The sequence below is a fragment of the Moorena sp. SIO2C4 genome (assembly GCF_010672485.1).
In the GTDB taxonomy this organism is placed as follows: Bacteria; Cyanobacteriota; Cyanobacteriia; order Cyanobacteriales; family Coleofasciculaceae; genus Moorena; species Moorena producens.
The window spans coordinates 1-16,159 of the sequence record NZ_JAAHGN010000049.1; the positions used below are offsets into that span (position 1 = coordinate 1).

At 46.4% G+C, this 16,159-nt stretch carries 11 protein-coding genes; 5 read left to right on the forward strand and 6 right to left on the reverse strand.

Features of this window, described 5'->3' with window-relative positions; translation table 11 throughout:
• The 5 genes from F6K20_RS04990 to rpsT all read right to left on the reverse strand — a co-directional run.
• Positions 1–204, reverse strand: a 204-nt coding sequence (locus F6K20_RS04990) for a hypothetical protein (protein WP_287293953.1), incomplete at its 3' end; no start/stop codon positions are given.
• A 225-nt stretch (positions 205–429) separates the two neighbouring features.
• Positions 430–2,307: a DNA-directed RNA polymerase subunit gamma gene (locus F6K20_RS04995; RefSeq protein ID WP_008185301.1), complete on the reverse strand. Its 1,878-nt coding sequence runs from the start codon at positions 2,305–2,307 to the stop codon at positions 430–432.
• A gap of 46 nt (positions 2,308–2,353) precedes the next feature.
• Positions 2,354–5,743, reverse strand: coding sequence for a DNA-directed RNA polymerase subunit beta (gene rpoB, locus F6K20_RS05000; RefSeq protein WP_008185303.1), 3,390 nt, complete (start codon positions 5,741–5,743; stop codon positions 2,354–2,356).
• A gap of 755 nt (positions 5,744–6,498) precedes the next feature.
• On the reverse strand, positions 6,499–7,311 hold the full coding sequence (locus tag F6K20_RS05005) for a TatD family hydrolase (protein WP_008185306.1): 813 nt from the start codon (positions 7,309–7,311) through the stop codon (positions 6,499–6,501).
• Positions 7,312–7,419: 108 nt separating this feature from the next.
• A complete protein-coding gene (gene rpsT / locus F6K20_RS05010; RefSeq protein WP_008185308.1) occupies positions 7,420–7,743 on the reverse strand; it encodes a 30S ribosomal protein S20 in 324 nt (107 codons plus the stop codon).
• 247 nt (positions 7,744–7,990) lie between these two features.
• Here rpsT and hisD point away from each other — a divergent pair, with 247 nt between their 5' ends.
• Positions 7,991–9,316: a histidinol dehydrogenase gene (gene hisD, locus F6K20_RS05015; RefSeq protein ID WP_008185310.1), complete on the forward strand. Its 1,326-nt coding sequence runs from the start codon at positions 7,991–7,993 to the stop codon at positions 9,314–9,316.
• A 94-nt stretch (positions 9,317–9,410) separates the two neighbouring features.
• Here hisD and F6K20_RS05020 read toward each other — a convergent pair whose 3' ends face one another.
• Positions 9,411–10,679, reverse strand: coding sequence for an FIST signal transduction protein (locus tag F6K20_RS05020; RefSeq protein ID WP_287293956.1), 1,269 nt, complete (start codon positions 10,677–10,679; stop codon positions 9,411–9,413).
• A gap of 1,994 nt (positions 10,680–12,673) precedes the next feature.
• Here F6K20_RS05020 and F6K20_RS05025 point away from each other — a divergent pair.
• From F6K20_RS05025 to glmM, 4 genes are all read left to right on the forward strand, one after another.
• Positions 12,674–12,898: a Calvin cycle protein CP12 gene (locus F6K20_RS05025; protein ID WP_287252498.1), complete on the forward strand. Its 225-nt coding sequence runs from the start codon at positions 12,674–12,676 to the stop codon at positions 12,896–12,898.
• A 294-nt stretch (positions 12,899–13,192) separates the two neighbouring features.
• Positions 13,193–13,786, forward strand: coding sequence for a DUF3177 family protein (locus tag F6K20_RS05030; protein WP_008185315.1), 594 nt, complete (start codon positions 13,193–13,195; stop codon positions 13,784–13,786).
• Between the two features lie 441 nt (positions 13,787–14,227).
• Positions 14,228–14,527, forward strand: a complete 300-nt coding sequence (locus F6K20_RS05035) for a DUF7734 family protein (RefSeq protein ID WP_063747936.1) — start codon at positions 14,228–14,230, stop codon at positions 14,525–14,527.
• A 383-nt stretch (positions 14,528–14,910) separates the two neighbouring features.
• A partial coding sequence (glmM, locus tag F6K20_RS05040) for a phosphoglucosamine mutase (RefSeq protein WP_287293958.1) occupies positions 14,911–16,159 on the forward strand: 1,249 nt, incomplete at its 3' end.

Here is a 16,159-nt window from a genome sequence, read left to right on the forward strand (position 1 = left end):
TGGCACTTGCAGGTCATCTACACTGATAGAAACCCCCGCCTGGGTAGCATAGCGAAACCCCAGATCTTTGAGTTTATCGGCCATTTGGGCTGTCCGGGCACTTCCGTATTTGGTATACGCCCAAGAGATCAGCTTTTTTAACCGGCCTTTATCAACAATCCGGTTATAAAAAATCAAGTCTTTTTTAGCTTTTTTATCTGCCATGATGCTTTTGAAGGGGATGAATAATTAAGAATTAAGAATTAATAATTAAGAATTAAGAATCAATAATTAAGAATTAAGAATTAAGAATTAAGAATTAAGAATTAAGAATTAAGAATTAAGAATTAAGAATTAATTCTTTAAAATCCTACATTCTACATTCTACATTCTCTTGAATTTCCTAATTCTCAATTCGCGCATTCTCAATTCTAAATGCTTACCTTTTACCTAGCCCCATAGGGCTTCTTGAATAGTTTTGTTGTAGATGATCCGACCTGCGGTGGTGCGGATGTACTGGGAAATAAGTTCACCATCGGCTGTTTCCCTGACTCGCCGGTTTTTGTAGAGTTTGGTCACCATACCATCGGGTGAAGATTCTTCAGAAATCATCTCCGTGTCTTGTTCGTCTGTGTCAACTATGCCGTCATAGCGGACCCAAATATAGGCATGGAGGTGTACTTGCTTTTGTTCGTAGGCTTTGATTGCATCCTCGAGGTTAGCAAAGTAACGACCTGCTCCCTTGGTGGCATTTGGATTTTTTGCGGTTAGATAATAGCATCCCAAGACCATATCTTGACTTGGTGCTATAATCGGGCGACCTGTTGCTGGTGACAGAATATTGTTCGATGCCAGCATTAACAACCTAGCCTCTGATTGGGATTCTAGGGATAGGGGCACATGTACTGCCATCTGGTCGCCATCAAAGTCCGCATTAAAGGCTGGACAGACTAAGGGGTGCAGTTGAATGGCACGACCTTCTACCAAAATGGGTTCAAAGGCTTGAATTCCTAGTCGGTGTAGAGTTGGGGCTCGGTTTAGCATCACCGGGTGACCTGCAATCACTTCTTCGAGTACGTCCCACACAGTGGGATCTCCCCGTTGAATCAATTTTTTAGCTGCTTTGATGTTATTCACCAAACCCTGACGAATCAGGCGGTGAATCACAAAAGGTTGAAACAGCTCAATCGCCATCTCTCTGGGCAAACCACACTGGTGGATATGCAGGTTTGGACCGACTACAATCACTGACCTTCCAGAGTAATCCACCCGTTTTCCTAGCAGGTTTTGCCGGAAGCGACCCTGTTTACCTTCGATAATGTCAGAGAGGGACTTCAGGGGTCGATTGTTTGCCCCTACGACTGTCCGTCCTCGCCTGCCATTGTCAATCAGGGCATCCACAGCTTCCTGAAGCATCCGCTTTTCATTGCGGACAATGATTTCCGGTGCCAGAATTTCCTGCAACCGGGCTAGTCGATTGTTGCGGTTGATGACTCGTCGATAGAGGTCATTCAAGTCAGAGGTAGCAAAGCGACCCCCATCCAGTTGCACCATCGGTCGCAGGTCGGGGGGAATGACAGGGATGACACTCAGCACCATCCAATCTGGCTGAGCCCCGGTGCCAATAAAGTTGTCAATCACTCGCAACCGTTTGATGAGCTTAGCTCGCTTTTGACCTTTAGAAGCCGCAATTTCTTCTCGCAGCTTTTCTGCGATCGCGTCTAAATCCAAATCCTGTAGGAGTCGTTGCAGAGCCTCAGCCCCAATCCCCACGTCTACCCCAGATAGGTCTGAGTCTTCGCTATAGAGCTGCTCCTCAATTTCCAGCCATTGGTCTTCGGTGAGCAGCTGTTTATAGCTGAGGTTTTCCGCATTACCTGGGTTTAGTACTACGTAGGCGTTGAAGTAGACAATCTGTTCTACATCCCGCAGGGGCATATCAAGCAAAATACTGAGGTAGCTAGGAATCCCTTTGAGATACCAGACGTGAGCCACGGGTGCGGCTAGTTTAATGTATCCCATACGGTGACGCCTTACCCGGGACTCGGTCACTTCTACACCACAGCGTTCACAGACAATACCTCGGTGGCGCACCCGCTTGTACTTACCACAATGGCATTCCCAGTCTTTAGCTGGACCAAAGATCCGCTCACAGAACAGCCCATCCATCTCCGGTTTGAGGGTGCGATAGTTAATGGTTTCTGGCTTAGTCACTTCACCGACCATTTGACCGTTGGGAAGAGTCCTTTCTCCCCATTGACGAATTCTCTCAGGAGAGGCAATACCAATTTTTACGTAGTCAAACCGCTGTTCTATTTGGCTTCTCATAATTTTGTCATTTCCCTATTCACAGACACTCATATAGAGCAACCTTTTAGGGTTGCTCTTCTTCCACCAACTCTTCCTGGTTTAGGGATTCATAGGTTGGTGAGCGTGGTGTTCGATGGCGTTCTGAATCGGTCATTAAATCCACTTCCATATCATTACTACTACCGTCTTCTGTGGTTTCGACTTTGTGAACAGCTATGTCGAGTCCTAAGGATTGGAGTTCTCGCATCAGTACCTTAAAGGATTCGGGAGTACCAGGTCGGGGAATGGCTTTTCCTTTCACAATCGCATTGAGAGCTTCGTTGCGGCCTTGCATATCGTCTGATTTAACAGTGAGCAATTCTTGGAGGGTGTAAGATGCTCCAAATGCTTCTAATGCCCAGACTTCCATTTCCCCAAACCGCTGACCACCTTGTTGGGCTTTACCCCCCAAGGGTTGCTGGGTGACTAGGGAGTACGGTCCGGTGGAGCGAGCATGAATTTTATCATCTACCAAGTGGACTAGCTTGAGCATATAGGCTTGCCCCACTGTGACTGGTTGGTCAAAGGCTTCTCCGGTGCGACCATCGTAGACAGTAATTTTTCCGGCATGCTCCGGATTAAATACCCACTCTTTATCAGGTTGCTCACTGGCTTCTTTAAGCTTGTTATGGACAGTGAGGCGGGATGCTTCTGCACCGTACATTTCGTCGAAGGGAGTAAGCTTAAATCTGACATTCAGGTGTTCCCCAGCCCATCCTAATAGACATTCAAATACCTGACCCACATTCATGCGACTGGGTACTCCCAGGGGGTTTAGTACAATATCTACAGGTGTACCATCGGGCAGGTAGGGCATATCTTCGATGGGCAAAATCCGGGAAATAATTCCCTTATTGCCGTGACGACCTGCCATTTTGTCACCAACCTGGATTTTACGCTTCTGAGCCACATATACACGCACTACCATGTTGGCTCCCGGTGGCAGTTCATCCCCTTGCTCTCTGGTAAATACCCGCACATCTACCACACGCCCTTTTTCACCATTGGGGACTCGCAGAGAATTGTCCCGTACATCCCTAGCTTTTTCCCCAAATATAGCTCGCAACAGTTTTTCTTCTGGTGGCTGGTCTGATTCCCCCTTGGGAGTAACTTTCCCCACCAAGATATCCCCAGCTTCTACCCAGGCTCCAATCCGAATGATCCCGGTTTCATCTAACTGACGCAGGGCATCTTCCCCCACATTGGGAATTTCTCGGGTTATTTCTTCCGGACCTAGTTTAGTCTGTCGCGCTTCTATTTCATACTTTTCAACGTGAATACTTGTGTAGACATCATCGTAAACTAGCCGTTCACTAACCAGGATGGCATCTTCGTAGTTATAGCCTTCCCAAGGCATATAAGCGACTAGAATATTTTGTCCGAGGGCGATTTCACCCCCTTCTGTAGCCGAGCCATCTGCCAGTACCTGACCCCCCACAACTTCATCTCCTACATACACCAAGGGTCGTTGATTTAAGCAGGTATCTTGGTTAGAGCGCTGATACTTTTGGAGGGAGTATTCAATAATTGCTGGGGTTTCTTTTGGTTGAACAGGGCTAGGAAATTCTAACTCATTCTCATTGCCCTTTTCCCCTGGCAGGGCTGGCGTATCTGTGGTGGTTGGATAAGGCTGTAACCGAATTGTGTTGGCATCGACATACACCACCTCACCATCACTGGCAGCCACCACGACCATACCTGAGTCCCGAGCCGCCTGGGCTTCCAATCCTGTTCCCACTAAGGGGCGCTCAGGTCGAAGCAATGGCACAGCTTGCCGCTGCATATTTGAGCCCATCAGAGCTCGGTTGGCATCATCATGTTCTAAGAAGGGAATTAGAGAGGTGGCAACAGAGATAATTTGCACTGGTGATACCGCCACATAGTCCACTTGGTCAGGGGTGGTGGTGGTGAATTCTTGTCGATATCGGACTGGTACAGACTCTCCCAGGATGTAACCTTCCTGATCTAAGGCAATATCTCCTGGTGCTACCCTCAGGTCATCTTCTTCATCTGCAGTCATGTACAAGGGCGGTCGGTCTTTTAGGACTCGCCCATTTTCTACTGGGTAAGAAGGAGTTTCAATAAAACCATAATTATTCACCCGAGCGTGGGTTGCCAAGGAGCCAATCAGACCTGCGTTGGGACCTTCTGGAGTTTCAATGGGGCAAATTCTGCCATAGTGAGATGGATGAATATCCCGCACTGCAAAACCTGCCCGTTCGCGAGTTAACCCCCCAGGACCTAGGGCAGACAGACGCCGTTTATGGGTCAATTCAGCTAATGGATTGGTCTGATCCATAAACTGGGAAAGCTGAGAGGACCCAAAAAATTCCTTAATCGCTGCTACTAGGGGTTTGGGGTTTACCAATGAGGCTGGGGTAAGGGTATCGGATTCTGAAACGGTCATCCGTTCCCGAATAATCCGCTCTAGGCGATTTAGTCCCACCCGCACTTGGTTTTGCAGTAGTTCACCAACAGAGCGAACTCGGCGATTTCCTAGGTGGTCAATATCATCTGTGCTACCAATGTCAAATTCCAGGTTGATTAGGTAATCAATTGCCCCGAGTATGTCTTGGGGGGTCAATACCCTTACCGTGTCAGGAATATTCAGCCGTAGTTTTTTATTGATTTTGTAGCGACCGACCCGACCTAGGTCATAACGCTTCTGGTCAAAGAAACGGGATTCCAATAACTGCTGACCACCACTAACAGTGGGAGGTTCCCCAGGACGCAGCTTGCGGTAGAGCTCCAGCAGGGCTTCTTCTTCACTGGGGTTCCCTTCTTTGTCAAGGGTTTTTTGATAGTAGTCTGGGTGGCGCATAGCATCAATAATTTCACTATCACCAAGCCCCAAGGCTTTTAAAAGCACCTGTGCAGACAGTTTACGGGTTTTGTCGATTCGCACCCAAACTAAGTTATTTTTATCGGTTTCAAACTTCAACCAAGCCCCCCGGTTGGGAATCAAGGAGGCTGAGTAGGTACGACGTCCGTTTTTATCAGTTTCAGACTTGTAGTAAACCCCAGGAGAGCGAACAATTTGGTTAACAATGACTCGCTCAGCACCGTTAATGATAAATGTGCCTCGGTCTGTCATCAGAGGCAAATCACCGATGAATACTTCTTGTTCTTTGATCTCGCCGGTTTCTTTATTAATCAGGCGAGTATGAACGTACATTTGTACGGCATAGGTACTGTCTCGCCGCTTAGCTTCATCTACATCATATTTAGGATACTTCAGCCTGTAGTTTTCACCCAAGAAGTGCAGCTCCATTTTGCCAGTGTAGTCGGTAATCGGCGAGAAGCTATTGAGTTCTTCAATTAGCCCCTCTTCCAAGAACCAGCGAAAGCTAGCACGCTGAATTTCAACTAAGTCTGGCAACATATAGGTGGCTGTTGTGTAAGTCTGATTAGTCATGGGGTCTGTTCTTCACTCTTTTTAAGTCAGCGCCGATTTCGATTCCCTTCCCAAGGCAGTACTTGTACTTGAACAGTTCCTTAAAACTTGGGTTCGAGCTAATAGATACTAGATAAATAGATACTAGATCAACTGTTAGAATTGACAGTCCCACAGATAACGTAAACGTGGAATTCTTAAGCTGAACACCACCGGACCTCAGGTAACCCTAATCTAGGTTTTAGATGTTCATAGCTATGGCTTAGAGTGCCTTCTATCTTCCACTTTTTCTCGAAAGCCATCCGTGGGAATTTAAACCATGTCTATTACTAGATTGAAAGAAACTCAGGCATGGATCAGGAAAACAACCAAAACACTATACTGGACTATACTGGACTTGGAGTACTTGCTGCCGGTGCTAGTTGTGGTTTTTACACTTGTCACCGTCGATATGCCCTGTCCTACACATGGCTTGTGCTTAGCTGGAGGCTAAAACCTTTGTAGGGCTTGTCCTTTGGTTAGTCATATTCAGGATAAATATGGTAGCATCTGTTCTCTTTTTTGTCAACCCTACTTCGGTAAACCTCTCCCAAAAGTACTATTCAAAGAGTCGGATTATTTCCTGTTATTTCCTCTTCTAGGTGTTACCATAGGTGTTCACAGCAAGCCTAGAAGTCGACCCATCATTCTCTTTCTACTGAACCATAGCAGAGTAGGGGAGTTGAGATTATCAAGAACCCACCTTCAGGTTTTCCCCTTTCAGGTCTGGTTGAGATTTACCCAATCCCTATTTGGGCAGCAGTTGCTGTTGAGAGGCTAAGACCAAAAAGCTGACAGGCATTTTGGGTGGTCTGAGCAGCCAACTCTTCTAGAGATATCCCTCGTAATCGGGCAACGCACTCGGCTACATAGCGAACATAGGCTGGTTCATTTCGTTTGCCTCGCTTGGGTACTGGTGCCAGGAACGGACAATCCGTTTCGATGAGTAGGCGATCGCTAGGTACCATGGTGGCTGATTCTTTTACCTGAGTGGCATTTTTAAAGGTCACAATGCCACTGAAGCTAATGTAAAACCCCAAATCCAAAAACCACTGTGTCTGTTGAGGATTACCTCCCCAACAGTGCATCACACCTCTTATTGGCCCGGTACTTTCCCAAAACTCTTGGAGTATGCCCCTCATTGCAGCAGCAGCGTCACGGCAGTGGATAATGACTGGCAAGCCAAGTTGGTGGGCAATCCCTAGTTGGGCTTTTAACACTTCTATTTGGTATTGTTGGTTCTTTGCTTTATAGAAATCCAAACCCGTTTCTCCGATAGCTACGACCCTAGCATCAGAGCGCCCTAGGGTCAAAATCTGATTTTCCGTTTCGGAAGTCCATTTTTCCGTATCTAAGGGGTGCAAGCCTACCGCGAAGGAGAGTTCGGGAAATCGCTCGGCTAGAGCTTGGATGCCTGTAAACTCAGACGGTTCTACGCAAGAGTGAACTAGACGAACCACACCAGCTTCAAGCCATCGGTGCCTTAATTGCTCTAACTCCGACTCAAAGACATCGAAGTTGATATGGACGTGGGTATCAATCAACTGCATCAATACAGTTTTTAATCTATTTATCTATTTTTAGTTTAATTAACAGCGGTTTTTGCTGAATTACTAATTGCAGCACTTAGCTAAGGTCAGCTGAGTCAGGCAATCTCATCATACAGCAGGTGATTCGGTCACAGTAGCGTTAAGTTGAGCCTCTATAGCTTTGAGCTTTTTGGCAAGACTTGCTTTTTTCCGAGCGCCATTATTGCGATGGAGCACCTTACGCTTGACAGCCTTGTCAATTTTGCTGTATGCTTCTGACATTCGACGTTTGACTTGTTCCAAGGCTTCCGGACTTGGTTGGCGTTCGTACTCTTCTAAGGCAGCACAATAGTTCTTCGTCAGGGTTTTCACCGCTGATTTGTAGGCTTTGTTCCGAATTCGGTTCCGTTCGGCGATTTTTATGCGTTTGAGGGCAGACTTGTTATTAGCCACAGCAGTCTTTACTTAACTTAATTTAGTTTGGGAGTTACCTCCCATAGAAAGTGGTATGATACCAGAAGTAACATCATACCATATATCATAATAAACTAGTATCAACACCCATAGCGTAACCCAAGCATCATCGTCTTTAAGCTATATTCTTAAAGTAAGTCCAGGAAAAATAGACACCTTTGATCAGGAGAAGTGTATAAACCTGGTCTAGGACGAGCAACACTAGCGTGATGGGCACTCCGACTCCATGCTGCGAATCATAACTGAGCAGGCTGAGGCACAAACTGAACTGCGGCGTATCCGCGATCGCACGGCTTCTGACCAAATGCTGAACAAAGAGGCAACTGTAAGGGAAGTTTTACAGGCAGTGAAGCGTAAAGGAGACGTAGCGCTCCTGCACTACACTGAGGAATTTGATCAGCTGAGATTGAGTCGAGAACAACTGCGAGTCAGCGGTTCGGAACTAGATGCGGCTTACCAACAGGTCTCCAAGGAATTACTTGATGCGATTCAATTAGCTGCTGGACAAATTGAGGCATTTCATCGACAACGAATTCCCAAATCCTGGGTGCAATTTGGTGAAGATGATGTGGTTTTAGGCAAGCGCTACACTCCTGTAGATAAGGCTGGACTATATGTTCCTGGCGGTAGGGCGTCCTATCCCAGTACTGTGTTAATGAATGCCATCCCAGCCAAGGTAGCTCAGGTTGACCAAATTGTAATGGTTACCCCACCAAGACCTGATCAAAGCATTAATCCGGCTGTGCTTGTGGCTGCTCAGGAAGCCGGGATTCATGAGATTTACCGGGTAGGTGGTGCCCAAGCAATTGCCGCCTTAGCCTTTGGAACCGAAACCATTCCCAACGTGGATGTGATTAGCGGTCCGGGGAACATTTACGTAACCCTGGCCAAGAAACTGGTTTACGGTATTGTAGGGATTGACTCCCTGGCTGGTCCTTCTGAGGTATTAATTATTGCGGATGAGGAAGCTAATCCAGTTCATGTGGCTGTCGATCTATTGGCTCAGGCAGAACATGACCCAATGGCAGCAGCGATTCTCCTGACCACTGATCCTCAATTAGCCAAACAAGTGCAGGGACAAGTGCAACAGCAACTAAAAGACCATCCACGACGCCTGTTGACAGAAAAAGCGATCGCTCACTATGGTCTAATCGTTGTTGTTGATTCTTTAGAAGCGGCAGCACAACTGTCTGATCAGTTTGCTCCAGAACACTTAGAACTAGAAATTACCCAACCTTGGGACTTACTAGACTATATCCACCACGCTGGGGCAATTTTCCTGGGTAACTCAACCCCTGAAGCAGTAGGTGATTACTTGGCTGGACCCAATCACACCCTACCAACTTCAGGTGCTGCTCGTTATGCTTCTGCCCTAGGTGTGGAAACCTTTATGAAGCACTCCAGTTTGATTCAGTATTCAGACCGAGCCCTCCATAAAGTGGCTGGTGCTATCGAGACTCTTGCTGAAGCAGAAGGTCTACCATCTCACGCTGAATCTGTGCGCTTACGAACTCAGCTTGATGCTGGGGGGTCAAAGGCAGTAGAACAATAATAGAAAAATAATCTAGTTAATGCTCTGCCGGTAGTCAGGTAGTTACTCATTCCCCAGAATGAAGAATTAAGAATTAAGAATTAATTCTTCATTCTTACTCTTTAGCACGGAAAATCCCAAAAACTGAGGTGAAGCCGTGCAAAAACGTACTACTGCCTACTGGACCAATTTCCCCGTTACAGAAGAAGCCAGCCAGCTGAATATCCTTGATGTAACGGTGGAATAGTTGGGAATCAAAATTAGGTTTACCGTAAAGTCCTTCTCCTCGCCCCAGACAGGAAAACATCAAAGCACCAGCAGCTTGAGTGGTGTTAGTTTGCTTTTGATAGTCCTCAAGAAGGAGTGCCAAGTCTTCCTCTGAAGTCTGAGCATCTCTGAGGTGGAACTGAATACGTTGACCGGGTCGAATCCGATCAGCAATAGCGATCGCACCAATCCTCGGATCCACACCTAACAGATTGCGGATCAGAAAGTCTCCCTGACCCAGCTGTTGTTTAAACTCATCTCGGGCAACTCCCACAAAGAGTGAATGTTGTGCCAGCTTACGGTCTGCCTCATCCATACTTTGGATTAACTCGCGCAACACCATTAATGGGGGATGGGATGCTGGCTCACAGCTGGTGATCTTGCCTTGATCGAGGGCTGTCAATTCCAGCAGGATATTCTGGTCTGCTTTAGCCACCTGATAGGTTTCACCGATAGGACGACAGCCTTGAGCCACAATGGTTTCTAATACAACATTGCCGCTTAGAGCAACCCCCACAGTTCCTTCATGGTAGAGAGACTTTGCCAGTTGGGTCTGGTCTTTCAGGCAAAACAAGCCATTCTTAACCATCATAGAGCCACCACTAGCCTGTCCTCCTACCTTGGCTGAGCCTGGATAAGCATAATCCAACCCTTGGAGCAAATCATTAATTTTAGATGACAAGGGATCAGAGAATAAAATAAACTGGGGTTGCTCTTGGGGGGAAATGCCAATCAAGTCCACCCAAGCATCAGGAGGACTATCCAAATCTGGCAAGGCGTCTCCAGGGATATGAAAGCTATGGACACTAACATCAGGCAAACAGGCTAGGCTGAGGCTTAGGGCTGGTCCTTCCTCAACTTCCACAGCCTGACCATTGGTGTTCATCCCAATGATGCCACTCCCACCACAACCAATCAGCACAGGTAAAGACAATCGTTCCTGGAGCAGGGGGATGAGGCGAGGATACTCACTGGCATAGGCAGATGAGATGAACACCAGACCCAAATCTGCTCTTGAAGGCAAAGACTTCTCAAGGCAGTCTGCCACTTCGGCCACTGCCGCTTCTAATGATGCACGGGTTGATAGAGCATTTGCCCACTTGATCACTTTAGCCATCTATTCTACCTAATTCACTCCCGATACCATTGCCTATTGAGGGGATTGGCCACTCCTTAAGGTTTTATAATAACGGTGAACTACCACAGACTTCCACTAAGCCTTACCTGATACTGAGAAGAGGATTGGTTGTGGTAGACTAAACTTAATATAACTTAATCTAAATTACTAGTTATCAAAAAGCTAGCGTTAACGGGGTTATAAACTGTTTTTCTTAAGGCGCGCTTTCCAATGGCCGGGAAACCCGGCCATTGGAAAGCGCCTCAAAAAATCTGTCTATATCTGCATAACTATGAATAGTTATTGCCATATTAGCCATCCGCTCTACTGCAATTTAAGAGTAACAATTCGTAATATAGTGGGTAAATCAGACAGGCTCCCTTAAATTCCCAGTTCCTCTAACTCGAAGTCCTTCCTCAAGTCAGCCATGGCAAGAAGGATAAGGGCTCAAGGTGAATTCCACCCCAACCACACTACCAAGTTAGCTATGTCAATATCTGTCGATTAAAGGGGGAATTTGACAATCCCCGGTCATTAGACGCGGGGATTCGTTAAGAATCCGTAATCGAATCTTACAGGCGTAGTCAATGCGCCCCTACTGAGTTCCACTTGGTCCAAGCCTTGGGTTCCCGCTACTTTTTTTTGTTGGTTATGCTTTCTAGGTACTACCACGCTTGCCAGTGCGGTACGCTCTGCTTAAAGTTACCGTAAGAATAAAGAAGCCTTAATAACAAAGATTTAACCCTTCTATGCATAGCCGACTAACCATAAAGGCTTCTTTATTCTAAGGTTTCGTCAAAGATCTGCAATTATTTACCCGTTCACAAGAGGTGCGACCCGAAGGTGCGACCCAAGGGCGATTTACTCGCCCTTGGGTCGCACCTTGAGCGAATTTAATTCGCCGAACGCGCCCCGCGTCTCCTACGGAGAACGGAAAGCGCACCTGAGGATTAACGCAATGCAATCAAAGAGGGTCGGCATTTCTGAGGTACTAGAATTGCTTCATCACGTAGGCGTTTACCATTACTCACTTCACCATTGTAGTTTTCATGACGGCAGTTAAAACTGCCGCGTCGCGTTTCCTCCCGGAGACGAAACCTTAGAATAGGGTTTGAAGTCTCCGTAAGGATAGGGTCGCCTTATTACAAGAGACTTAACCCTATTTTGCATGACCTACAAACTATAAAGGCGACCCTATCCTAAGGATTCGTCTCTGGCCAAAATCGGCAAAGTTTTAACCCTTTTACCCATAGCCGACTAACCATAAAGGCCAGAGACGAAACCTTAGACAGTGGAGCCTTATAACAATAGCCTTAACCCTTTTACCCATAGCCTGCCGACCATAAAGGCTCCACTGTCTTACGGTAACTTCAAACCCTATTCTGGCGGTAACTTCTGACCCGGATTGAAATCACGGGGCTACCACGCTCCCGCGTTCTTTCCGTGTCAAGAGTTCTAGAAGTGGTGTAAGCTACCAGGGGGTAAGGGGAAATTGGGAAAATCTTAAAAAATAAAGAACAAATTTGTGTTAAAGCAGGTCTTTTGCTTTAACCTAAGAAGTTAAAGTAGCTAAGTAAAGTAGCTAATCAAAGTAGCGCTCTTAGTTAATTCCCTGGTAATTTCTGGTTAATCCGGGATTTCCTAGCTAAGATGCAGGTAATGGACACTAGTCCGATCGTTGTAATGGCCACGACACCTACGAATGACCGCCAGTTCGTAGCCCTGTCCCTAGTAGTTAAGATGAGGGAAACATGTGCTGCTAGCCCAACCAGCCTTTACAACATTGCCGTTCCCGGAAGCGGGACAAACTCCGGCAAACCTTACCCCTGATAGGAGTTGCACAAAACCTAAGCAACTAGGTCGTCTTTTCAACGAAATTACTAGTTATTAAGCCTCCTATCGTTAAGTATTTTGCTAAGCGCGGTTGGTTACTACTACCAATCCTATCAGCAAAATAAAAATAGACATCATTAAGTTATAAAAGCGAAAGACAGATGAGCGAATTACAAGAGAAAATAGACCAAGAGCGTGAACAAGCTAGAGCCGTTTGTGATGCTGAGGGGGCGTCTTCAGCAGAATGTGCAGTAGCTTGGGATAACGTAGAAGAACTACAAGCAGAGGCTTCCCATCAGCGGCAAAATGCCAAGCCCAAAAACTCCCTTGAAGAGTACTGTGATGATAATCCTGACGCAGCTGAGTGCCGGGTATATGAAGACTAGACTCTAGGATTGTTCTGCCAAATACTCTGAATAAGGGTAGCAGGAGTAAATCCCCGATTAGGATTTGCTCCTGCTACCCTTTTTGGTGGCGTTATAGCGCTACGCGCAAGTCCGCAAGTCCGCAAGTCCGCAAGTCCGCAAGTAAGCGATTACTTACGTTTCGGAGTTTAGGAATGTCAAACATCTGAATGCGTAGTGCTATACTGGCCTGATGCTTTCCTTGGCTTTGTTTCTAGATTTCCAGTATGGCCATTGGTGAAATAACATAGATCAAGGTCATTTCGGCAACAAGCAATGCAAGATGAAATTATTCAATTACTGGTTTGGATGGACTACCGTTTGGCAGTTTTGTTCACAGTATTTATCCCCTTGATGCTGCTAATTTGGGCATTTTTCCAGAAAGCAGATGCTATGGTACGCCTGTTGATTATCTATTGGCGTGTTTCCAGTCTCCTAGCGATTACAGTTTACTTGTTGATTGTCGGTTGGCCGATTGCTTATGTGTGTGCTTTGAGCTCCCGTATTCTGATCCCCATCTCCCTGTGGTTTTGGATTGACTTGAATGAGGAGATTGATGATAGGCCCGCTAGTCCCCTGAAGCTAACACTGACATCTTGGCGTTGGGCAATGACTATTTACTGTACTCTGGGGACAATCGCTAGTATTCCATTTCTACGTTGTGCCTTTGTCCCAGGAGCAATCACATCTGGATTTTGTCAGGTGTTGAGGGAGCCGCCTTTGTTATTCAAACAGTATTTCCATGGTGGTTATACCCCTGGATTTTTGGGCTTTATCGGAATGGTGGGATTATTCTTCTATGTCCTTTACTTAAGCTATTTCGTTCTGTTTCGACTCGGCAAACAAGGACGATCAGCTATTGAACCATGAAATGGGTTATGGCTTTGGATTTTGTAGGGCAGTAGCATCTTCTTTGAGACTCCCCACGGCGCTTATGCCGGGGGAGTCTTGGTTCAAAGGAGGTAAGCATTCAGCAGTCAGGGGTCAGCGGTCAGCCGTCAGGTTATTTTATTCAAAAGCTTTTCCCGTAGGGTGCCCATAGCGCATAAGCTGTTCGGTGTAGCATGGGCGTAGCCCATAGGCTGATAGCTGAATACTTACCCCGGTGCGCTTTCCCCATTAAGAATTAAATTCGCCACTGGTCGCACCGCAAAGTAAGGTTGATTAACGGATTCGGAATTCTACTTAACCTACAGGCAAAGCGCTAGATCAGATTTTATGGTCACCACCAGTACGATAAAGCTAAATATATCATTATATCCTGCCAATAGGCAACGCCACAACTAAAAACTCACAACTGAAAACTCACAGATGATGGATTCCATTGGTAGGCGTCTAGAACAATACACCATCAAACGCCCAAAAGAGGTATTGATAGTTACCGCACAGATAGCTGGTGAACAGGATCAAATTGCTATTTTTAAAGGTTTTTCCAGTTCTTTAATGCGTCCGACATCCTTTGACCCAGATGTAGCGGTCTTACCAGCACAGGCAAAGATCATTAGCATAGATCGAGTGGCTGCTCCCTATAATCCACAGTCTCCTCGTTATCTTCAGCAAGGACTGACTTTGGAAACTATGGAAAAGTTGTTGGAGAATGCTGGTGTTTAATTTAGCATCCTGGCTAGGTTGTGGCTGCTAAGTTCCAAGGGAGGAACGTAAATTTTGGTAAAGTTTTGCCTGAAGGCCCTTGGGACCTAAGTGTATTTGGATCTAGTTAGTCAATTTTGATAAAGTCTTGCCAGAAGCCTAACAGGGCTAAATGTACTTGGATCTAGTTAGTCAATGTTTGAGTAAATCTTGGATAAACTCTGGCCAAAGCGCTCACAGGGCTAAATGTACTTGGATCATAATCTGAATGTACTTGGATCATAATCTGATCACAAGCATGTATGGGATCACAACCATAGGTTGGATGTATTGATGGATATCTACCAAAGCAAAATAAAGTGTTATTCTCCACAGTGAGTGTGTAATGTGAGGAAATTGAAATTATGGTTACATCCCCTGTCCGTATCCAGGGATTGGATAGTGCTGAGTTCTCATCCAAGAATCAGCCAATGAACTGCCCCAATGTCAGGTTACCTTGGCAACCCCTAACTCTACCCACAACCCCATTATTCGGTACCGATGGCATTCGGGGACGAGCAGGAACATTGCTCAGTGAAGATTTGGCTTTACAAGTGGGTTTCTGGGCTGGTCTTGTGTTACAGGAATACTCAGCTGTACCAGGACCGGTGATTTTAGGGCAGGATTCACGCAATTCTAGTGATATGTTGGCAACAGCCTTAGCTAAGGGGTTGACTACAGCAGGTCTAGAGGTGTGGCACCTGGGATTATGTCCCACTCCTGGTGTTGCCTACCTGTGCAGTGCCACAAGTGCCATAGGGGGTGTGATGATTTCTGCTAGTCATAATCCTCCAGAAGACAATGGGATTAAGTTTTTTAGCGGGAAAGGCACTAAGCTATCTCAGGAGCTGCAAAAGCATATAGAAGCTGGATTGAGGGGTTTTATTGGTCAGGCTGTAGTGAGTAAAACCCAAGGGAAGTATCACTATCGCCCAGGGTTGGTCACCGATTATGCAGCAGCACTTCACCGTCCTCTGAAAGGAGTGACGAATTTACAAGGCATGAAGATTGTGCTGGATTTGGCTTGGGGGGCAGCAGTGCGACTCTCAGGACAAGTGTTTGAGCAGTTGGGGGCACAAGTGATCTGCTTGCATGACCAGGCAGATGGCGATCGCATTAATGTCAATTGTGGCTCTACTCACCTCGAACCCCTGAAAGCTGCGGTAAAAGAATACCAAGCAGATCTTGGGTTTGCCTTTGATGGTGATGCAGACCGATTGATGGCAGTAGATGCCCAGGGTCGGGAGATCAATGGAGATTACATCCTCTATTTTTGGGGTCAAACCTTACGTGCTGCCCAAAAGCTACCAGAAGACATAATGGTAGCAACGGTAATGGCAAATTTAGGATTTGAACGAGCCTGGAAGCAGTTGGGGGGTAAATTCCTACGGACAGCGGTCGGAGATCAGCATGTCCAAGCTAAAATGCTCCAAACTGGAGCTATGCTAGGGGGTGAGCAATCGGGACATATCATCTGTCACCATTATGGTTTGACTGGGGATGGCATGTTAACTGCTTTACATCTAGCTTCTTTGGTCCGTGAATCTGGGATGACCTTAGGGGAGTTAGTAGACCAAAGTTTCCAGACTTACCCCCAACTGCTGCGTAATGTCA